The sequence below is a fragment of the Fibrobacter sp. UBA3629 genome (genome assembly GCF_002374005.1).
Lineage (GTDB): Bacteria > Fibrobacterota > Fibrobacteria > Fibrobacterales > Fibrobacteraceae > Fibrobacter.
On record NZ_DFLC01000007.1, the window covers coordinates 17,443 to 38,983 of the forward strand.

17 protein-coding genes are annotated in these 21,541 nt (G+C 55.0%); 11 read left to right on the plus strand and 6 right to left on the minus strand.

The window, feature by feature from the left end:
- Nucleotides 1–1,187 (minus strand): glucose-6-phosphate isomerase (gene pgi, locus B2310_RS02205; protein WP_290728372.1); only part of this gene is annotated, 1,187 nt, incomplete at its 3' end.
- 70 nt (nt 1,188–1,257) lie between these two features.
- On the opposite strand from pgi, the gene B2310_RS02210 reads away from it, so the two are divergent.
- The 4 genes from B2310_RS02210 to B2310_RS02225 are packed head-to-tail and all read left to right on the plus strand — an operon-like array spanning nt 1,258 to nt 5,622.
- A complete protein-coding gene (locus tag B2310_RS02210; protein ID WP_290728374.1) occupies nt 1,258–1,824 on the plus strand; it encodes an HD domain-containing protein in 567 nt (188 codons plus the stop codon).
- Nucleotides 1,821–2,942, plus strand: coding sequence for a GTP pyrophosphokinase (locus B2310_RS02215; protein ID WP_290728376.1), 1,122 nt, complete (start codon nt 1,821–1,823; stop codon nt 2,940–2,942). Before B2310_RS02210 ends, B2310_RS02215 begins: the two co-directional genes overlap by 4 nt.
- 18 nt (nt 2,943–2,960) lie before the next feature.
- Nucleotides 2,961–5,300, plus strand: coding sequence for a SpoIIE family protein phosphatase (locus B2310_RS02220; RefSeq protein ID WP_290728378.1), 2,340 nt, complete (start codon nt 2,961–2,963; stop codon nt 5,298–5,300).
- Nucleotides 5,301–5,325: 25 nt separating this feature from the next.
- Nucleotides 5,326–5,622, plus strand: coding sequence for an STAS domain-containing protein (locus tag B2310_RS02225; protein WP_173366542.1), 297 nt, complete (start codon nt 5,326–5,328; stop codon nt 5,620–5,622).
- 95 nt (nt 5,623–5,717) lie between these two features.
- Here the strand turns inward: B2310_RS02225 and B2310_RS02230 are convergent, their stop codons facing one another.
- From B2310_RS02230 to B2310_RS02240, 3 genes are read right to left on the minus strand one after another with little or no spacing between them, the layout of a single operon-like run.
- Nucleotides 5,718–6,335, minus strand: a complete 618-nt coding sequence (locus tag B2310_RS02230; protein WP_173366541.1) for a hypothetical protein — start codon at nt 6,333–6,335, stop codon at nt 5,718–5,720.
- A 4-nt stretch (nt 6,336–6,339) separates the two neighbouring features.
- Entirely contained in the window at nt 6,340–6,693 is a 354-nt protein-coding gene (locus tag B2310_RS02235) for a hypothetical protein (RefSeq protein WP_173366540.1), read from the minus strand.
- Nucleotides 6,686–7,243 (minus strand): RNA polymerase sigma factor, encoded by a 558-nt coding sequence (locus tag B2310_RS02240; protein WP_173382189.1) that lies wholly within the window; start codon nt 7,241–7,243, stop codon nt 6,686–6,688. The genes B2310_RS02235 and B2310_RS02240 overlap by 8 nt, the downstream gene beginning before the upstream one ends.
- Nucleotides 7,244–7,488: 245 nt before the next feature.
- Between B2310_RS02240 and B2310_RS02245 the strand changes: the two genes are divergently transcribed.
- The 6 genes from B2310_RS02245 to B2310_RS02270 all read left to right on the plus strand — a co-directional run bounded on the left by B2310_RS02245 (nt 7,489) and on the right by B2310_RS02270 (nt 19,321).
- Complete coding sequence (locus B2310_RS02245) at nt 7,489–8,352, plus strand: DUF4423 domain-containing protein (RefSeq protein ID WP_072809239.1); 864 nt, start codon at nt 7,489–7,491, stop codon at nt 8,350–8,352.
- A complete protein-coding gene (locus tag B2310_RS02250; protein ID WP_290728381.1) occupies nt 8,349–9,590 on the plus strand; it encodes a hypothetical protein in 1,242 nt (413 codons plus the stop codon). Before B2310_RS02245 ends, B2310_RS02250 begins: the two co-directional genes overlap by 4 nt.
- Nucleotides 9,591–9,749: 159 nt before the next feature.
- The gene (locus B2310_RS02255) at nt 9,750–11,996 is read left to right on the plus strand and encodes a carbohydrate-binding protein (RefSeq protein ID WP_290728383.1); all 2,247 of its coding nucleotides are present in this window, start codon (nt 9,750–9,752) and stop codon (nt 11,994–11,996) included.
- 219 nt (nt 11,997–12,215) lie between these two features.
- Nucleotides 12,216–14,441, plus strand: a complete 2,226-nt coding sequence (locus B2310_RS02260) for a carbohydrate-binding protein (RefSeq protein ID WP_290728385.1) — start codon at nt 12,216–12,218, stop codon at nt 14,439–14,441.
- Between the two features lie 237 nt (nt 14,442–14,678).
- Nucleotides 14,679–16,907: a carbohydrate-binding protein gene (locus B2310_RS02265; RefSeq protein ID WP_290728387.1), complete on the plus strand. Its 2,229-nt coding sequence runs from the start codon at nt 14,679–14,681 to the stop codon at nt 16,905–16,907.
- A 299-nt stretch (nt 16,908–17,206) separates the two neighbouring features.
- Entirely contained in the window at nt 17,207–19,321 is a 2,115-nt protein-coding gene (locus B2310_RS02270; RefSeq protein ID WP_290728389.1) for a carbohydrate-binding protein, read from the plus strand.
- Between the two features lie 94 nt (nt 19,322–19,415).
- Here B2310_RS02270 and B2310_RS02275 read toward each other — a convergent pair whose 3' ends face one another.
- Together B2310_RS02275 and B2310_RS02280 are read right to left on the minus strand one after the other, a co-directional pair.
- Entirely contained in the window at nt 19,416–19,640 is a 225-nt protein-coding gene (locus B2310_RS02275) for a DUF167 domain-containing protein (RefSeq protein ID WP_173382192.1), read from the minus strand.
- A gap of 16 nt (nt 19,641–19,656) precedes the next feature.
- Nucleotides 19,657–20,193 carry a DivIVA domain-containing protein gene (locus tag B2310_RS02280; protein ID WP_173382193.1) on the minus strand — a complete coding sequence of 179 codons (537 nt, stop codon included), beginning with the start codon at nt 20,191–20,193 and terminating at the stop codon, nt 19,657–19,659.
- A gap of 109 nt (nt 20,194–20,302) precedes the next feature.
- Between B2310_RS02280 and B2310_RS02285 the strand changes: the two genes are divergently transcribed.
- Nucleotides 20,303–21,400, plus strand: a complete 1,098-nt coding sequence (locus B2310_RS02285; protein ID WP_173382194.1) for a GGDEF domain-containing protein — start codon at nt 20,303–20,305, stop codon at nt 21,398–21,400.
- Nucleotides 21,401–21,541 lie beyond the last annotated feature (141 nt).

Below are 21,541 nucleotides of genomic sequence, written 5' to 3' on the forward strand. Positions count from 1 at the left end.
AGCTGGTAGAAGGCGTGCTGGCCGTTGGTACCCGGTTCGCCCCAGAGGATCGGACCCGTCTGGTAGTTCACGCGCTTGGAATCGCGGTCAACGGTCTTGCCGTTGGATTCCATGTCGGCCTGCTGGAAGTAGGCGGCCAGGCGGTGCAGGTACTGGTCGTACGGGAGCATCGCGTAGCTGGAAGCGCCGAAGAAGTTGTTGTACCACACGCCGATGAGGGCGAGGATCACCGGCATGTTCTTGTCGGCCGGAGCAGTCTTGAAGTGCTGATCCATTTCGTAGGCGCCCTGGTGGAGCTTCATGTAGTTCTCGAAGCCGATGCGGAGAGCGATGGAGAGGCCGATGGCAGACCACAGGGAGTAGCGACCGCCGACCCAGTTCCAGAATTCGAACATGTTCGCGGTGTCGATACCGAAGGCAGCGACGGCTTCGGTGTTGGTGGAGAGCGCCACGAAGTGCTTGGCGATGGACTTTTCGTCGCCATTGAAGGCCTTGAGAACTGCTGCCTTGGCCGTTTCGGCGTTCGTCATGGTCTCGAGGGTCGTGAAGGTCTTGGAAGCGACGATGAAGAGCGTTTCTTCGATGTTCACCTTCTTGAGGGTCTCGGCCATGTGGGTGCCGTCGATGTTAGAAACGAAGTAGACTTCCGGGGAGTATTCGCCGGCAATCGGCTTGTCGGCATACGGCTTGAGGGCTTCGGTGACCATCACCGGACCGAGGTCAGAACCGCCGATACCGATGTTCACCACGTACTTGATGGACTTGCCGGTGTGGCCTTTCCACTTACCGCTGCGGACGAGGTGGGTGAAGTCTTCCATGTGCTTGAGAACTGCGCGGACTTCGGGCATCACGTCCTTGCCGTCGACGCAAATCGGATCATTACCCTTGTAGCGGAGCGCGGTGTGGAGCACGGCGCGCTTTTCGGTGGTGTTAATCTTCTCGCCGGCGAAGTACTTCTTGCGCATGTCTTCGAAGTTCGCGGACTTGAGCAGGTCCTGGAGCTTGGCCATGGTTTCGTCGGTGATGATGTTCTTGGAGTAGTCCAGGAAGAGTCCGCAGGCTTCCAGGCTGAACTTCTCGGCACGGGCCGGGTCCTTCGCGAAGAGTTCCTTCATGTGCCAAGTCTTGGCGACTTCGGCGTGGGCCTCGAGGGCCTTCCATTCCTGAGAATCAGTCAGTTTCGACATAGATTAATCCTTTCCGCAAAAGCGGTTATTGTTGCGGAGCTAAATATAGAAATTTTATTACATTATGAACATGGATACTTCATTACTTGACAAGGCGATTGTTTTTGCCGTAAAGGCTCACCAGGGCGTTGAACGCAAGGGCAAGGGGTTTCCCTACATTGTCCATCCGCTGGAGGCCGTCTCCATTGCCGCTACCATGACTAACGACCAGGAACTTTTGGCCGCAGCGGTCCTGCACGATACTGTCGAAGATACCGCGGTCACGTTCCGGGAAATCGAACGCGAATTCGGCAAGCGCGTCGCAAGCCTTGTCGAGGCGGAATCGGACGTGGAATTTCCGGGCAAGAGCCGCGAGGAAAACTGGAGGCTCCGCAAGGAAGAGGCTATCGACCGTCTCTCGACGGCTGCAAACGACGTGAAAATCGTTGCGCTCGCCGACAAGTTGAGCAATATCCGTGCCATTTACCGCGACTACCAAGCCATTGGCGACAAGGTGTGGGACCTGTTCTGCGTCAAGGACAAGGCTTCGCACGAATGGCATTTCCGCGGGCTCGCCCGTGCGCTTTCGAGTCTCGACGCGACCTTTGCCTATAAGGAGTTTGCCGGGACAATCGAAAAAGTTTTTGGAGGCGTATGATGGAAAAGAAAGATGTGGTCGATTACGGGCTTCCTCCCAGGGAGACCATGATTCTCGAAGAATACCGCGAAAAACATGCGACATTCGAAAAGCTTTTGCAGGTGGTGAAAAACATTCTTTCGGAAAGTATCGCTTCCAACAGCATCTACATCAATGCGCTCGAAGCGAGAATCAAGGCGGAAGACAGTCTCGCGGGCAAGCTCGAACGCAAGGCGGGAAAGTATTCTAGCCTTTTGGACCTTACCGACATACTGGGCGTCCGCGTCATCACGTTCTACAGCGACGAGGTCGACAAGATTGCAGCTCTCGTGGGAGAGATTTTCGAAATCGACTGGGAAAACAGCATCGACAAGCGCAAGATGCACGACATCCACAGCTTTGGCTACAGCTCGCTCCATTACATATGCCGCGTTCCAAGGGCGCTCTTTGAAGATCCCGCATACCCCGAGCTGAACGATATCCGCTTCGAAGTCCAGATGCGAACTGCGTTGCAACATGTGTGGTCGGTGCTCGACCACGATACGGGCTACAAGTCCGGGTTCGAAGTGCCCAAGGAATACCTGCGCAACATAAACCGCCTTGCGGGAATGCTCGAACTTGCGGACGAACAGTTCTGCGCTATCCGTACGGGAATCAACAACTACAGGCGCCATGTGCAGTCGCTGGTGCGCTCCGGAAAATTTGACGAGGTGCCGCTGGACGGAGATTCCTTTGGAAACTACTTGGAACTGCGGCCGTTCGATTCCTTGAACAATCGCATTGCGTCTATCAACCAGGCCGAAATCCATGAGACATCGCTGGTCGGGTATCTGAAACTTTTCCTGTTCCTCGGCTTCAAGACCTTGGGGGATATCGAAAAAATGATAAAGGAAAATTCCGAGGATGCTTACCAGCTGGCGGCGTTCCAGCTTGCCAATACGGATCTCGATATCATCAACTCTTCGCTTGCGGTGGTGAACCTCTGTGCGGTCCACGTCCTCAAACGCGGCGGCGGAGTTCTCGAGCTGACGCGCTGCCTGGACGAGCTGAATGGCCCGTCCGAAGTCAACCGCAGCAGGGCGGAACACCTTTACAGCAGAGCGAAAAAACTAGCTTTTATGGAAACGGCGAATAGTTGATTCCTTTGAGGTTTGGAAATGAAGATTAATTTTCATGGGTTGGCGTTCAAGCAGTCGGCGATGATTCTCTTGGGAATCAGCGTCGTGTTCGCGGCCCTGTTCGGTTTCGGAAGCTCGCAGATTCAGGAGCGCATGTCGCGTCTGCTATTGCAGAAGGGCGAAGAAATCAGCCGCGCGAACGTGGCCGTCATAAACAACCTGTTCGGTTCTTGTCGAAACTTCGGCGAGGAACTGGCGGTGAAGATTGGCGACCAGCAACTTGCAGGAACCGAACTCGACGACTTCTTGCTGAGGTCGCTTTCGGGCGTGCGCGCGACGGTGCCCCAGGTGCTTGCGGTGGTTGTCGCCTATGAACCGGGCATGGCTCCTAAGGGTGCTCCCGAAGGTGAATACATGCGGCTCGCGCATTACACGGAAAACGGGAATGTCATTACGGACGGCGGCAATTACCAGGAGACGACCTGGTATACGAGCACCCGCGATAGCATGAAGGGAATCTGGCAGGAACCGTTCATCGGCCAGTTTATCAAGGAACCCATCGTCATCTACACGACTCCGATTTTCAGCACATCCGCGTCGGGCCAGAAGCAGTTTGCGGGTGTCCTCTGCGTCGACATTTCCATCGCATTCCTCAAGGACATGGTGGCGAGCATTCCCGTCTCGAACAACGGCTATGCGGTCGTGCTCTCGGCAAGCAATATGGTAATCGCGCATCCGAAGGACGAAATCACTTTCAAGGAAAATTTTGGTTCCATCTCGAAGAGCGCATCGCGCAAGCGGTTCGACGAATTCGAGAAGGCGGTGAGCAGCATGAAGAGCGGGCTGTTCCTGGGTTCCTCGTTCGAAGGCGACGAGGCGGCTATCTATTTCACGGCGATGGAAACGATTGACTGGACGTTCATGATCGTGTGGCCTGCCGAATCCTTCCTCGAAGAGCAACGCTCCGTGAACTATGTGTTTGCGTGGATTAGTGCCGGCGGCTATTTGATCATGCTCGTCATAATCCTCGTTATTACCTTCCGCATCTCGCGCCCGCTGAAAACGTTGGCGGCCGCCGCCGAGAAACTGGGCCATGGCGATTTTGATACCGAGATTCCCGAAGTCAAGGGCAAAGACGAAATCTCGCAGCTTGCGGATGCGTTTGTCGACATGCGTTCTTCGCTAAAGGAATTTGTCGACAAGCAGAAAGGGCTCGACCGTATCGAACGCGAACTCGAATTCGCCCACAGCATCCAGATGGGAATCCTTCCGAAAGACGAATCCGAAGAAAACTGCTGCGACAGCAGGCATTCGCTGGCCCCGCTCATGCAGCCTGCGAAGGAAGTAGGCGGCGACTTCTACGATTTCTTCAAGATTGACGAGGATCACCTCGCCGTTGTGGTGGGCGACGCTTCGGGCAAGAGTGTCCCGGCGGCGTTGCTCATGATGGTGTCCCGCATCGTAATCCGCACCGTGGCCATGCATCTCCAGTCGGTTACGGAAATCCTCGAGGAGACGAACTACGAGCTGGCGCGACGGAACAAGTCCGTCATGTTCGTGACCGCGTGGATGGGAATCCTGGACTTGCGTACCGGCCATGTGGACTTTGCATCGGCTGGGCATAACCCTCCGGCGATCCGCCACAAGGACGGAACCGTGGAATATGTGAAAAGCAAGTCGGGACTCGTGCTCGCAGCCGACGAAAAGACGACCTACAAGCAGCAGTCTTTGGACCTTGCTCCGGGCGACATGCTGTTCCTTTACACCGACGGCGTAACCGAGGCGACGAATGCCGAGGAAGTGATGTTCGGAACGGTGGGACTGCAGAAGGCCCTTTCGGAAAGTGGCAACCGTCCTCCTGTCGGTGCATGTCATTTCGTGAAGGAACGTATCGATGAATTCGTGAACGGCGCTCCGCAGTTCGATGACATTACCATGCTTGCGGTGCAGTTTATCGGTTCCAAGGATAACGAATGGGAAAAGCACGAAATTGTCGTGGATGCGAAACTCGAAAACCAGCCTTCCCTGACGCAGTTCGTGGAACAGGTGCTCGAACCTTTGGGTGGCTCCATGAAGTCGCAGATGCAGATCGATGTCGCTATTGACGAAATCTTCAGCAACATCGTCAAGTTCTCGGGCGCGAACCAGGTGACGTTGACGGTCGAGACATGCAAGTCCCACCTGATGGCGCGTCTCAGCTTTATCGATGGCGGAAGCCCGTACGATCCGACTAGCGCGAAGGAACCCGATGTGACGCTCTCGGCAGAGGAACGCAGCATCGGCGGGCTTGGATTGTTCATCGTGAAGAAGACGATGGACGATGTGGCTTACCGTCGCGATGGAAGCAAGAACATTCTCACCATTACAAAGAAACTTTAAACGGCAACAACTTAGTGAGGTTATCATGCAGATAGTCAAAACACAGCAAGACGCAACCCTGACTCTCGCTCTCGAAGGGCGCCTGGATACGCTGACGTCGTCCCAGCTCGATGCCGAGATCCAGGGAAAGCTGGACGGTATCACGAGCCTCGTGTTCGATTTCGCAAAGCTCGCCTACATTTCTTCGGCGGGCCTCCGCATTCTGCTTGCGGCCCAGAAGGTCATGAACAAGCAGGGCTCCATGGTCATCAAGAATGCGGGTCCGGAAATCCGCGAAATTTTCGACGTGACCGGATTCAGCGACATTCTGACCCTCGAATAGCGGATCGCTCTTCGTGTTTCTTATAAAATAAGGCCCCGGCGGGTACTGCCGAGGCTTTTGTTGCTTGCCGGAAATGGATTCGGCTATGTGGTGCGCTACGGTTTTGCCGGGGGAGGCGGGTTGTCGCCGTGGCGCCGTTCCTTGCGCTCTTCGCGGAACTTTTTCATCTGTTCCTTGCGGAACTTGTTGAACTTTTCGAGCTGTTCCTGGGAGAGAACCTTGCCGAGCGCGGCGACTCCGTTGATGCGGTGCTCGAGCAGGGATCTGTCCGCGTCGAGGACTTTTGCCTTTGCCGCTTCGATGGCAGCGGCGTCATTCTTTTCGAGGGCTTCGCCAAGTGCTTTTTCGGCGTCGTGCTTCTGAGTCCTCAGTTCCCTGAAGATAGAGTCTCCCTTCGCACGGTTGGCGTCGAGAGCGGCTTTCTGTTCCGGGGTCACTTCCAGTACGGAATCGATGACTGCCGGATTCATGCGGCCTTTGAACCTGGGCCCGTCGGGTCTCTTGCCAAAATCACCATGATGTTCGTGCGGCCCCTTGTGGAAGTCGCCGTGGTGGTGCGGTCCGGGAGGCGGCATCTTTCCGTGGCGTTCGCACTGGAATGTTTCGGCCTTGTTGCAGCAAGTGTTGCACCTGCCGCAGAAGTTCCCCAGGAAGAACCCGAGGGAAAGAGCAAGCACGACAAGGCTTGCGATGAAAAGTTTGGATCCTTTCATGGTATTACTCCTTGGTTAAATAGCTGAAGCCGACCGTTTCCTCGAAAGTTTCGAACTCGTCGCTAGTCGAGTTGCCCAAGCTGGAATACCAGCTCAGGACTTCGGACGGGGCCGAACGATCGATGGCGACGATATCGGTAGATTCGGCCTGGTTGCTGATGGCGGGAAGAAGCGCTGTGAGGCCTATAAGCACAAGGCTTGCGGCTATCGGGATGGCGCTGTACCAGCTCTTGATGGAAATGAACTTGGATGCAGAAACGGCGTCCGCTTCCGCGTCCAGTCGCTCGCAGACTTTGGCCCAGGAATCTTCCCTGGGGGCAAGCCTTTCGAACTTGGAGAAGTCAAGTTTGTCAGCCATGATTCTTACGCTCCTTTATACGTTCCTTTACAAAGTCCCTTACGAAGTGCCTTGCGCGACTCAGCCTCGCCTTGATGGTGCCTTCAGGCATTTCGTAGATCTCGGCGAGGTCCTTCACGTCGAGATCCTCGGCGTCCTTGAGCCAGAGCATGCTGCGCGTTTCTGCCGGCAGCTGCGAGAGCCCCTTTTCCAGGAGCTCGGCGTCATAGCTTTCGTCTTGCGGGTCCGGCTTGCCGATGGCCTCCTCGATGATGGTGCCGAGCTTCTCTTCTTCGAGATCGCGGTGGCGCTTCTGTGCGCGCAGCTTCATGAGGCATGCGTTTACGGTGAGCCTGTAGAGCCATGTGTTGAGCGCAGCCTGCCCGCGGAACCCTTGCACGGCCTTCGGTACCTGTACGAACACGTCCATGAGGATGTCTTCGGCCTGGTCGCGGTCCTTCAGCATCCTGAAGGCGAGATTCAGTACGTTGCCGCTCTGGTCCTGCCATAGCATGGCCAGGGCTTCACGGCTGCCTTCCTTCAGGTGTTGGAGAATCACTTTGTCGTTCATACCTTATTTTGATGTATGCGGAATGTCGCAGGTTGCAAAAAAATGGTTTATTTTTACATATTAGAAAAAAGAGGGAAAGCCGGCGTGTCTATGGCGAAAAAACGAAAAAATGGGGCGAAATGCCTCGAAAAGCGGGTTTTTGGGCGCTTTTTGTGACGAATGTCATATCGGTTGTGGACAAAAAGTCAATGAAAGATGGATAGGAATGTAAATTTTTCTACCTTGCAATAGGTATTTTATAGTTGATGGTTACTTTTTCGGACATAGCGGACTACCGCGACTTCTTGAAGGACTACTACGAACGCCGCAAGGCGGAGATGCCCTTCTACAGCTACCGCATGATGGGCGACAAGCTGGGACTCGATTCCAGCTACCTCTACCGTGTGCTGCAGAAGAAACAGCACCTTCCCGCCCATGCGTTGCAGGCTGCCAAGGAAATTCTGGCGCTGAGCGGTCGCGAGGCCGAATACTTCGACCTGCTGTTCTCGGCTGCGGTAAGCAAGGACAAGGCTAAGAAAGAAGAATTGATGGCGAAGGCGCTTTCCCTTCGCGATGTCGAACGCCACAGCCTCCAGGCGGCCGAACTCAAGCTGCTCGAGAACTGGTGGATCCCTGCCGTGCGTGCCTACCTAGACTTGAACGGCGGCGTGGTGAACGTGAAGCAGATTGCAAAGGACATCTGCCCCCCGATTTCGGAGGAGCAGGTTACCGAGGCTATTGAAATCCTGAAAGAGGTGGGCCTGGTGAAGAAACTTGCCAGCGGTCGACTTGCCCTCACGGATGCGCACCTCACGGTAGGTGGCCCCGAAAAGGCACAGGCGGTCCGCAAGTTCCAGCGCCAGGTGCTCTCCCTTGCCAGCGATTCCCTGGATAACGTGCCCGTTACCGAGCGCAACGTGTCCACTCTTACCCTCTCCGTAGACCAGGCCTGTTTCGAGGATTTGGGCGATATGCTGAGGGAATTCCGCAGATTAGTGCAGAAACGGGTTGACGAAGCCAAGAATTCTGACCGTGTTATGCAACTTTCTATGGCATTTTACCCGGTCGCCAGAAAAGGAGGCTTCCCTGAAAATGCTATAATGGGGGAAGGCGCAGGAGTTAAAAAATGATGAATAGGGTGTGGAAATTAGGGTTGGCGGCACTGGGTGGAGCCATTGTCGCGTGTTCCGGTGGAGACAGCGGTGTCGCCGGATCATCGATGGAAACTGAGAATTCCATCGCCCTTTCCGTTCAGCTCGCCGATGGGTCACCGGCGGCTCGTGTTCGCGTTATTGTTCGCCCCGACAGCTACTTGGCCGGGGCTGATTCCCTCGAAGATTCTCTCGTGGACGAGAACATGAACTTCGAGACGGATTCTACGGGCAAACTCATTCTGGATAACCTGGGCTACGGCAGCTACATTGTCGAGGCCAGGAGCGATTCCCTGAAGGGCGCCTCCAAGTTCAACTACAGGTCGTGGCAGACCGAGGGTGGCCGTGTGTCCTTGCACTTGGGCAAGCCTGGTCTTGTTTCGGGCCGTGTGCTGGTCGAGGATGACGAGGATGCCTCCGAGGTTACGGTGGCGGTTCAGGGTCTCGATTACAGCGTTATGGCCGATGGTATGGGCAACTTCGAGTTCAAGTCGCTCCCTGCGGGATACTTCGAGATGGTCGCCTTCGTGCAGACCGATAGCGTTGTCGTGGACGATTCGGGCAAGAAGGGCAAGGTGCGTGTCATCCGCAAGCTCGGGTCCTCCATTGCCAATGTGCGTGCCGGTCAGGAAAGTGCAGTGGTTATCGATACCCGCCCGCAGGATTCCCTCCCGTCGTTTGTCTTCGAGGACTTCGAGGGTAGCATCGATGCGTGGAAGGTCCAGCATTCGGAAAATGCCAATGGCAGTATTGAAACTGTGGATGCGGGTCTTGGCCGGGAAGGCAAGGCTGCGCATTTCACGTGCGAAAACGATTCCGCGTACAACTGGGTGCTGATGGGACGCTCGCTCGGCGGCATGGTCGACATGAGCAATCTCGATTCCATCGTCTTCTGGGCCCGCACCGATATCGTGGATACCGCGAAGCGCAAGTACATTTCGTTCTCGCTTGACCTGAACGTCGATAGCACGTCCGAACTTACGAGCGGTAAGGCCTGGGTCCACTTGGATGTGGATACTGTCTGGAACCGCTTCGTGGTGACGCCTTCCGATTTCCTTGAGCCCGATAGCAACAATATCGGCGGAAACCTCGGCTGGGATGTCGTGAAGCGCAACATTACCGACATATCCATCTTCGGCGGTACGGGCGGTGAGTTCTGGATCGACGATATCGAGGTGTTCGGTTATTCCAAGTTTGTCGCAAGGGACCCAGAATAGCGTTTTTTAGCCGAATTTGGCCAAAGTTGCCTTGACAATTTATCAATGAATGTGCCGTGACGAACGGTACATTTTTTGTTTTTTTGGGGTATCTTTATTATCAAAGGGATGTTTGTGGTGTGGATGTTGCTCACGGGCTTCCCCTCATAAGGAGTTTTTATGAACGTGTGGAAAAGCGTGGGCGCGCTCTGCCTGGGCGCAGGCCTTGCTACCTTCGGCCTTGCCGACAACCCGATATCCTCTTACCATTACCTGGCGGACCCCTCTTGCGCCTCCGATGGTGATACCTTCTACATCCTGACCGACGTCGACGACTACAACAACCAGACCAACTGGAACTACGACATCGTCGGCCTTTTCGCGTTCACTTCCGAAGACATGAAGAACTGGACCGACCATGGCATGATTTTCCGTTCCAAGCGCGAATTCGGCAACTACCCGAACAACACCTGGGCTTCGGGCATCGCCGTCAAGAACGGTAAGGTCTATATCGTTTACCCCGATGGCGCGAGCGGCGTGGGCATGATTACGGCGCCTGCGATTGACGGCCCGTATATCGATCCTGTCAAGGAAACTCATGGTGTCAATAGAATTGCAGGTGGCGGTAGCCTTATCGGTGGCTGCGACGGCATTGCGCATTGCTTTGACCCGGGCATCTTGATTGATGACGACGGCAAGGGTTACGTGATTTTCGGTGGTGGCGAAAGTTCCAGCCGCCCGTATGGCAACAACTTCGACATTATCAGTTTTACCGAAAGCAACGGCAAGATTACTTTCGACAAGAATTCTCTTAAGAAGGTTTCTTTGCCGAACTCCTTCGAAGCTCCTTACCTGCACAAGAAGGGTAGCACCTATTACCTGAGTTTCAACAACCGTAGTCAGGTGATTGATTATGGTATGTCTAACAATATCTGGGGCCCCTATACCTTTGTGGGTACGGTCATTCCGGGGATTGGCTCTGTGCCAGACGCTCATGGCGAAGGCGGTAACAACCACCAGGGCTTCGCTCCTTTTAAGGACAAGTGGTATGCCGTGTATCACGATCGCCGCTTGGTGACATCTGACAACCACCCGACAGCCTGTACCCAGCAGGGCGTATGCTCGGTGAACCCGAACTACGAGAACCACAGGAGCGTGTCCATCGACGAACTCACCTGGAGTGGCGACAAGATGAACAAGCTCACCTTTACCCGCGAAGGCCCGAAGCAAATCAAGAACTTTGACCCGTACAGGACGTACAAGGCAACGACGAGTTCTAAACAACTTAATATCCGCAGCCGTACGGACTGGACCAAGGGCCAGCCGGTGAAGCACGTGCTGACTCCGCAGGCATCCAAGGAATCTTGGATTCGCGTGAGTGGCGTGGACTTCGGTAACGGTGCCGAGAATCTCCGCATCAAGGCCGCGAACGTGGGCGATGGCAACAAGATTGAAATTCGCAAGGGAAGTGCGACGGGTACGCTCGCCGGTACCTGCAACCTTGCAAAGACTAGCGGCTGGCAGGATTATGCCGATAACGACTGCGAAATGAGCGGCCTTACCGGCGTTGTCGATCAGCTGTTCTTCGTGTTCAAGGGCTCTAAGGATTCTACCATGGGCATCCTTGAATGGGAATTCCAGGGCACCAAGCGCGAACCTGAGCCGCAGACTGCGTTCGGCGGCAAGGCTTGGGCCGTTCCGGGCAAGATCCAGGCCGAAGACTTCGACGTGCCGGGCTACGGCGCGGGTAACGATACCTACAGCGACAACGATTCCGAGAACCATGGCTATGAAAAGGCCAAGAGTGCTGCGGATTCCGCGAAGGTCGCCTACCGCAAGGAAGATGCCCCGTCTGTTGACCTTTACGCGAATGCGACCGGGATTATCGTGGGCTACAACCAGTCCGGCGAATGGCTTGAATACACCATCAATGTCGCGAAGGATGGCGACTACACGTTCTTTGCCGCCGTGGCGACGGACAACCAGAATGCGGGCTTCGTGATGTCGGTCGATGGCAAGGACATTACGGATACTATCCTTGCCGCCAAGACTGATGTCGAGGGCAGCTTCGATGACTATGCCAAGGTACAGAGGAACGTGACGCTCACTGCGGGTGAACATATCCTGCGTATGACGGTTACGGGCGACTGGTTCGATATCGACTACTTCACCTTCGTGGAAGGCAAGGATGCGACGGACCCGGAACCGATTGGCACCACCGCGATTTCGAATGGGATTAAGTTCCATGTGAGCAGCGCTGCTACTTACCAGGTGTTTGACCTTGCGGGTACGATGCTCGGCAAGGTGGAACTTGCCAGCGGTGCCTCTGTGGCCCAGGTGCTCAAGGCTGCGGGCTACAGGCAGGGCGCCTACATGCTCAAGCAGGTGAACGGAAACAAGAAGTTTATGGCCCGCGTGACGAAATAAAACTGTTCAATCTTTGTTAGTACAAACTCTCTCTTGTGTTTGAAAGGCTCCCGGCAGACTGCCGGGGGCCTTTTTGTAAATAAACGTTAAACGCACCGAAGGTGCCCGTGGACAAAACGTCAATGGTTTTTGTTTGAATGGTTGTTAAAAATGCACGTGGGGATGGTAAATTTTATAATGGTTAGACTGCGGTGTCGCGGTTGAATATGGGATGTTAATATGAAGAAGATTTCCAAGGGAAAGCTTGGTTTGGCTCTTGCGTGCGGTCTCTTTGGTTCTGCACTTGCCGATAACCCGATTTCTACCTACCATTATCTGGCCGACCCCGGTGCCGCTGCCGACGACGAATATTTCTACATCATCACGGACTCCGATGACCCGGCTCCGTACAATTCCAATGGTTACAAGATTTACGCCCTCTATGCATTCCGCAGCAAGGATATGCAGAACTGGACTGACTACGGCATTATTTACGATGCCCGCAAGGTGAACGGCATTAACGATATTTGGGCATCCGGTATTGCGGTGCATAACGGCACGTTCTACATCGTGTTCCCCGATGGCGGTGGCGGCGGTATCGGCTACATCAAGGCGCCTGCAATCGACGGCCCGTGGACAAATGCCGTGGGCCAGGGCAAGGACAAGTTGGTCGGTGGCCGTGGCATTATCGGCTGTGACGGTGTCTCGTGGTGTTTCGACCCGGGTATCTTTATCGATGACGACGGTACGACCTACGTCACATGGGGCGGTGGCGAAAGCAACAGCCGCCCGAATACCGACAACTTTGATATTGTCAAGCTGAACGATGCGAAGGATGCTCCGGTGGGTAACGGCTCTCACGTGAAGGTGAATAACCTGCCGACCCGCAAGATGCTTGAAGCGTCGTACATCCATAAGCACAAGGGCAATTACTACTTCTCTTACAGTACCGGCTGGCAGCAGGGTGCGCCTACCATCGACTACGGCATGTCGAACAACGTCATGGGCCCGTACACCTGGAAGGGCACGATTCTTGGCGACCCGAGCATGAACGGCAGGAGTATCAACGGCAACAACAACCACCACGGTATTGCCGAATTCAAGGGACATTCCTATGTGGTGTACCATGACCGCCGTATTGCCAAGGGCCATAACGGACTTGAAATTATTCCGGCCGATGACGGTCAGCCGAAGCCGAACGAAGGTTACCACCGCAGCGTTTCTGTAGACGAAATGTTCTACAACAACGACGGTACGATTCAGACGGTGAAGGTGACGGACGAAGGCCCGAAGCAGATCGAGAACTTCGACCCGTACGACTGGTATCCGGCGCTCACGAGTTCCAAGCAGAAGGGCATCCGCAGCCGTTCTAACTTTGTGCAGGGCAAGAAGGCCGAACACGTGCTGATTCCGCTTTCCAGCAAGGAATCCTGGATCCGCGTGAGTGGCGTGGACTTCGGTACTGCGGCAACGGGCTTTACTGTCGAGGCTTCGAGTGCTGCTGACGGCAACAAGATTGAAATCCGCACGGGTTCTGCGACGGGTACGCTCGCAGGTACCTGCACGCTCAAGAATACCGGCAACAAGAATACCTATGCCGAAAACAAGTGCGAAGTCGATGGCCTCAAGGGCATCGTGAACCAGCTGTTCCTCGTGTTCAAGGGCAACCAGGATTCTACCATGTACGTGAAGGCTTGGGGCTTCGAGGGCAGTGGCACCACGCCTCCGGAACCGCAGAAGCCGTTTGGCGGCAAGGCCTGGGCTATCCCCGGCAAGATCGAGATGGAAAACTTTGACGAACCGGGTACGGGCCGCGGCGCGGGTGTCGATTCCTACAACGAGAACGATTCCGAGAACCATGGTGATAGCGACTTGCGTGAAGGTACCGGGGTCGACCTGTACAAGAAGGCTACCGGCGTAATCGTGGGTTACAACCAGGCCGGCGAATGGCTCGAATACACCGTGAACGTGAAGGAAGCGGGTGACTACACCATGTTTGCCGCCGTCGCGTCCGCCAATAGCACTTCCGGTTTCCAGCTCTCCATCGATGGCGAGAACATCACCGATGCGATTGCCGTCCCGCAGGCAAGTTCCGGCGAAGAGAACTATGACGACTACAACAAGGTTTCTGCCAACGTGAAGCTCCCCGCGGGCGAACATATCCTCCGGTTCACTGTTACGGGCGACTGGATGGATATCGACTACATCAACTTCGTCGCGGGCAAGGATGCCGAAGATTCCGACCCGCTCGAAGGCACTACCGCGATCAAGACTGTCGCCCAGTTCAACTCGTTCGGGTCTTACACCTACCGCGTGTTCGACCTGAAGGGCAAACAGGTGGGTACGGTGAATCTCGATGGTGCGCATGTGGGCGATGTGCTCCGTGCGGCCGGATTCAGCAAGGGTATGTACATGCTCCGTTCTCTGCGCGGCGAAAAGAAGTTTATGGCTAGGGTTGCGGAATAAGTCCGTACACGGCCTAAAAGAGTCCCTAAACACCACACATCCAGACCGGCGCCTTTACGGCGTCATAAAGCTCCTCGGGATTAGTCCCGGGGCGCTTTTTTTTGCGCTCCCCTCCCTAGTTGTTATTGATAAATAGTCAATGAGAAGTCTGCTCGTGGGTAGGAAAAACGCCATTTTCGGAGGTAGATTATAGTCAAGAAAGGGCAATTTTGCCGTTTTAACATAGGGATGTGTAAAATGAAGATGTCTTTCATGGGAAAATTTGGCCTCGCTGCCGTATGCGGCCTGGCTGCATCCGCACTCGCGGACAACCCGATTTCCAGCTACCATTACCTCGCCGACCCGGGTGCCGCTGCCGATGACACCTACTTCTACGTCATTACCGACTCCGACGACCCGGCGGCAGCCAATGCCAACGGCTACAACATCAAGGCCCTCTACGGTTTCCGCACCAAGGACATGAAGAACTGGACCGACTTCGGCATTATCTACGATGCCCGCAAGGTTGACGGTATCGGCGATATCTGGGCATCCGGCATTGCAGTGAACCCCAACGATCACAGGCTTTACATCGTGTTCCCCGATGGCGGTGGTGGCGGCATTGGCCTCATCGGCGCCGACAGCATTGCCGGCCCCTGGACGAACCCTGTTTCGGGCAACAAGAAGCTCATCAACAACTGGGGTGGCGGTATTTCGGACTGCGACGGCATCGGCTGGTGCTTTGACCCGGCAATCTTCTTCGATGACGACGGTACGGGCTACTTCACGTTTGGTGGCGGCAGCAGCGATAGCCGCCCGGCAAATAACAACAACAACGACATTTTCAACATCTACAAGCTCAACAAGGACATGAAGGGCTTCGATGTGAGTTCCAAGACTCACCTGAAGATCGGTGGCCCGAAGGCGATGGAAGCCTCGTACATCCACAAGTACAAGGGCAAGTATTACCTGTCTTACAGCACTGCCGACCTGCGTATTGCTTACGGCATGTCCAACAACCCGATGGGCCCCTACGAATACAAGGGCATCTTCATGGGTAACCCGAGCATTAACGGGCAGAACATCAACGCGAACAACAACAACCACCATGGCATTGCCGAATTCAAGGGCCACTGGTACGTTGCCTACCATGACCGCCGCATTGCGAACGGTTACGATGGCCTGGAAAAGATTCCTGCCGATGACGGCCAGGCGAATCCGGTACCCGCATACCACCGTAGCGTGAGCGTGGATGAGTTCTTCTACAACAACGACGGCACCATGAAGGAACTGACCTTCACGAAGGAAGGCCCGAAACAGATCGAGAACTTTGACCCGTACGATTGGTACCCGGCACTCACGAGTTCCAAGCAGAAGGGCATTCGCAGCCGTTCCAACTGGACTCCGGGCAAGGTTGCCGAACACCTGTTGCTCCCGCTTTCCACGAAGGAATCCTGGATCCGCGTGAGTGGCGTTGACTTCGGTACTGCCGCGACGGGCTTCGTGGTGCAGGCCGCAAGCACGGCTGATGGCGACAAGGTTGAAATCCACACGGGTTCTGCGACGGGTACGCTCGCTGGCACTTGCACGCTCAAGAATACCGGTAACAAGAATACCTTTGCCGAGAATTCCTGCGAAGTCACTGGCCTCAAGGGAATCGTGGAACAGGTGTTCCTCGTGTTCAAGGGCAGCAGGGATTCTACCATGGCTATCAAGGCCTGGGGCTTTGAAGGCAGCGGTACGACTCCGCCGGAACCGCAGAAGCCGTTCGGTGGCAAGGCCTGGGCTGTTCCGGGCAAGATCGAGGCCGAAAACTTCGATGAACCGGGCACGGGTCGCGGTGGCGATGTCGATTCCTACAACGAATCCGATTCCGAGAACCACGGCGACAGCGACCTCCGCGAAGGCACCGGCGTTGACCTCTATAAGAAGGCGACGGGTGTCATCGTGGGCTACAATACCGAAGGCGAATGGCTTGAATACACTGTCAACGTGGCGAAGGAAGGCGACTACACGCTCTATGCCGCAGTTGCTGCCGCCGGTAACACCTCGAGCTTCAAGTTCTCCCTCGACGGGACGGACATTACCGAAGAAATCTCCGTGCCCGCAGCCACCGAAGGCGAGGAAAACTACGACGATTACAACAAGGTCAAGGCGAACATCAAGCTCCCCGCGGGCGAACATGTCCTGAGGCTCACGGTTGTCGGTTCCTGGTTCGATATCGACTACTTCAATATCCTCGAAGGCAAGGATGCACCGGATACGGAACCGATTGGCACGGATGCCATTGGGAAAGCCGTCACGTTCAAGGCAGTACCGTACGAAACTTACCGCGTGTTTGACCTGAAGGGCGCCATGGTCGGTAAGATCCGCCTGGACGGTGCGACTGCAGGCGAGGCCCTCCGTGCGGCAGGCTTCAACCAGGGCGTGTACATGCTCCGTTCCCTGACCGGCAACAAGAAATTCATGGTGAATACGGCAAAGTAATACCATAAAAGAGTCCCTAAACACCACACATCCAGATTGATGCTTCTCAAGAGCGTCATGAAGTGCCCCGGAGCCCCGCTCCGGGGCTCTTTTCACGCACCGAAGGTGCCCACGAAGACACTTGTGTCGAGTGTCGGGAGGGTCTTAGGGAGGGTGAGCCGTGAGAAACCCTCCCTATTTTTTATTGCCAAAACGTAAATGGAAAAATTTGTCCGGCGTGGGGAAAAGTTGCTTTTTGTGGATAAATTTATAGCGTAGGGATGGCAATGTTGTCATTTTTGGTGTAAAAAGGTGTTAAAATGAAAAAAGTTGCGACTTTTGCAGGTCTTGTCAGGACAGCCGCTTGGGTTTTTGGTTGTGGAATCCTGACACCGATGGCCATGGCGTCGACCGTGAATGTGAACCTGGATGAAGAGCATCAGGTCATTCGCGGCTTCGGCGGCATGGTCCATAACCAATGGCAGGGCGGAGGCGGACTCTCCGAAGCCGATGCCAAGCTTGCATTCGGTACGGGCGATGGCCAGATTGGCCTCAATACGCTGCGCATTCCCGTATATGCAAGCTCCAACGACTTCAACAAGGAAGTGCAGGCTGCGAAGTACGCCAAGAAATACGCTGGCGATGACTTTATCTTGTATGCAACTCCGTGGACTTCCCCGTATGCGGGGGCAAACCAGCATATGGCTTCCTCGAACTACCAGAAGTACGTGGATCACCTGAATAGCTTTACTGCCTACATGAAGAATCAGGGCGTTCCTTTGTATGCAATTTCCATCAGCAACGAACCGGACTGGTGCGGTGAATGGGCCTGCTGGAGCGCCGACGAAATCTACAACTTCACCAAGGGCTACGCCGATCAGATGCGCAAGAACGGCACCAAGGTGATTTCGACGGAATCTTTCCGCTACGACAAGAACCTTTACAACAAGGTACTGAACGATGCTTCTGCCCTCAAGAACTGGGACATTCTCGGTGCACACTTCTATGCGAGCGACAGAACGACTGGAGACAACTTCTTTCAGTATTCTTTGGCAGACCAGAAGGGCGTAGAACGCTGGATGACGGAACACTACACCGAAAGCCAGGGCAGCGGCAACTACTGGCGTACGATTACGAATACGGGTGACCAGGCGAACCAGAACAAGCGCGATACTGTGAACGCCATGGACGTGGCTTACGAAATTCACCGCGCGATGGTCGTAGGCAACTTCAATCAGTACACCTGGTGGTATATCCGCCGTTGCTACGGCCTCATCATGGAGAAGGACTTCGGCAACAAACTCCAGATACCGTCCAACGAAATCGGCAAGGTCTCGAAGCGCGGCTACGTGATGAGCCAGTTCGCCCGCTTTATCCGTCCGGGTGCAATCCGCGTGGGAGCGACGGACAAGCCCGAATCGAACCTGTTTGCCAGCGCCTACAAGAGTTCCGAAGGCGACTCCGTCATCGTGGTGCTCGTGAACCGCGATTACAAGAATTCCAAGACCGTTACGGTTAACGTGAAGGGTGCCGATGTGGAAACGTTCCACGTGTACACGACGAGCCAGGCAAAGAACGCCAAGTATGAAGGCGAAGTCGAAGTGAAGAACGGCTCCGTGACCATCACCATGGATCCGGGTAGTTCTGAATTTAAGGACTGCATCGTGACGCTCGTGGGCGTGGGCACTCCTGCCGATCCTGTTCCTCGCGAACCGTTCACGGGTAAGGCAATCGATTTGCCGGGCAAGATTGAGGCCGAAAACTTCGACATCCCGGGTACCGGCAAGGAAAACAAGACCTACAACGAAAATGACTCCGATGATCACGGCGAGACCAACTACCGCGAAGGCACGGGTGTCGATATCTACAAGAAGGCGACCGGCTACATCGTGGGTTACAACCAGGCTGGCGAATGGCTCGAATACACGGTGAACGTGAAGGAAGCGGGTGACTACACCTTCTTTGCCGCTGTGGCATCTGCCAATGCGACTTCCGGTTTCAACATGACCCTCGATGGCAACGAGCTCACGGGCGATATCTCTGTCCCCAAAAACGATGGTGAAGAGAACTACGACGACTACAACAAGGTGCAGAAGAACGTGACGCTCCCTGCGGGTGAACATATTCTCCGCTTTACGGTGGTCGGTGACTGGATGGACGTGGACTACTTCACCTTCGTGAAGGGCAAGGACGCGGATGACCCCGAACCGATCGGTGGCGATACTACGCCGATTGCGGGCGCGAAGTTTGCCGCGGATAACGCTCCGGTCGCTTACGGCATTTACGATGTGAACGGCATGTTCCTTGGAAAGGTCGAAGCTAGAAGCGCATCCGATGTCAAGGCGAAGACGGCGGAACTTGTCCGTAATGGCGGCATGTTCATTGCAAGGCCTGTCCGTGGCGGCAAGACGTTCAGGTTCACCTTGACGAAGTAAAAGTTTTCCTTAGATAAAATCAAGTCCCTCGGGAATGTGTTCCTGAGGGATTTTTTTGTGACCTGGATTTGCGGGGCAAAGGCCTTTTCGGAATCTATAGCCCGGAAATCTCGACGACTTTCTTGTTGTTGGTCGACCCGATGACGACTTTCACGTCGCGCTTGTGGACTTTGTAATAGGAGGCGAGCAGTTCGCAGATGGCCTCGTTCGCGGCGCCCTCGACGGGTGGCGCCTTGACTTCGACCTTGAGGGTGCCGTCGGGTTGCGGAGTCACGCTTTCGCGCTTGCTCTTTGCGTGGACCTTGATGTTGACTCGCATGTGTTGAACGGGGAGGCTAGGCGAGGACGTTGCCTACGGGACCGAGGGGCGCGCTGGCCGGCTTGGGCTGTTCACGCTGGGGGGCGCTCCGGAGGTCGGACTGGTCGTTTTCCATGGCGGAGAGGAGTTCTTCCTGGCCGCGGATGAGGGCGCGGCAACGTATAAAGTAGTTGCTGCGGAGCTGCTTCAGCTGTTCGATTTCGGCGCGGAGGTCTTCGGCCTGTTTCTTGGTGGTCTCGACTTCGCGGACGGCCCTGGCCTTCGCTTCTGCAACAATCAGTTCGGCTTCTTTTTCGGCAGTGGCCTTCACCTCGTCGACGGTGCGCTGCATGGTGATGACGGCGTCCTGGATGGTCTTCTCGATTTGACGGTAGTAGTTTACGCGTTCTTCGGCGATTTTCAGCCGTTCGGTAAGGTCCGTCCGGTTCCTGGAAAGTTGTTCGAAGGCGTTTGCGGCCGTTTCCAAGAAGGCTTTTACCTCCTCGGCGTCGATTCCCCCGAGGGATTTCTTGTGGAAAGTCTGGTTGCGGATGTCTAGCGGAGTGAGTTCCATGGATGCCTTCCCGGATATTCTGTTTAATTCCAACTTAAAATATAATAAAAGGAGAAAAATTTTTTGGTGCTTTTTTTTCGGTTTATATTATGGAGACAAGGTTATAGATATGTTTGCTTTTTTTCGTGATTTTTGGAAGGCCCAGGACTCGGTCGAAAAGCGCCTCTTTTGGATCGTGTTCCTGGTCGAAATCGTCGTAACGGTCGCCTCCGCTGCGGTTACGTATCTTGAGGGCCAGAGTGTCTGGGGAGCCCTCGCTTGCGTCGTTTCGGGGCTCTTGCTGCTGGGTATAGGCCTTGTTTCCGTGAGGAGCCGCCGCTACGATGTCGGTTACATGGCGATGTTCTATGTGGTGGGACTGCTGCTTGTCCCGGCCATATTCTTCTTTTGCGGGGGAATCTGGAGCGGCATGCCCATGTATTGTTGCGCCGTCATGCTTGTAGACGCCGTGGCGCCGGTGAAAGCGCGGCACAAGTGGATTGCCTTCTGGATAGTCATGCTCTGGATTGCGGGCGTAATGGTTGTTTCGCTCATGGACGTGGACCTTATCCGGAAGTTCCTGAATGTGGTGCCGACGTCCATCTACGCTGTTGACGTGGTGCTTTCGTACGTCATCGTCTCCTTTGCCATCTTCTGCATCGGGACCTTTGTCGTGAACGCCTTTACCAAGGAGAGGGCCAAGACGGAATCGCTGGTAAAAAAACTCGATTACCTTTCCAAGCGCGATCCCTTGTCGGGGCTCTACAACCGCCGTTACGTTATCCAGTATTTCGAGAATATCGTCTGGCACAATAGGAGCCGCTTCTACCTGTTCATGTTCTGCGTTGACGGATTCAGGGATATCAACGAGGCCTATGGCCATGTCTTCGGCGACAAGGTGGTCTGCGACATCTCCGTTCTCCTGCAATCCACGGCCGACGAGGGGGAGGGTGAATGCGCGGCGCGCTATGGGGAGGATACTTTCCTCTATGTGCTGTCCTCGGATTCCGATGTGGATGCCTTCATGAAGGCGGACCAGTTCCGCGAGAGGGTGTGCGCTCTCATGTGGAAGGAATTCCCCCTCCTGAACGTGACTATTAGCGGCGGGGTCGTCTCCTGTCGTGATGACAACGAATTCGACCACGAGAGGCTCCTGAAAAAGGTGGACGACCTGCTTGATAGTATCAAGTCCCGGGGCAGGAACCAGGTTCGAAGCATGGTCGGCTAGGCCGGCCCGTTTTTCGACAATGTTAATAAAATGTTGATTAGTTGGGGAAGTCTAGGGAGTTATCCTCCCTGGCCGTTAAAAAAGGAGCCAAAGCGGCTTCCCGCCCTTGATTTGTGCAGATTTTTTGCTATTTTTGGAACT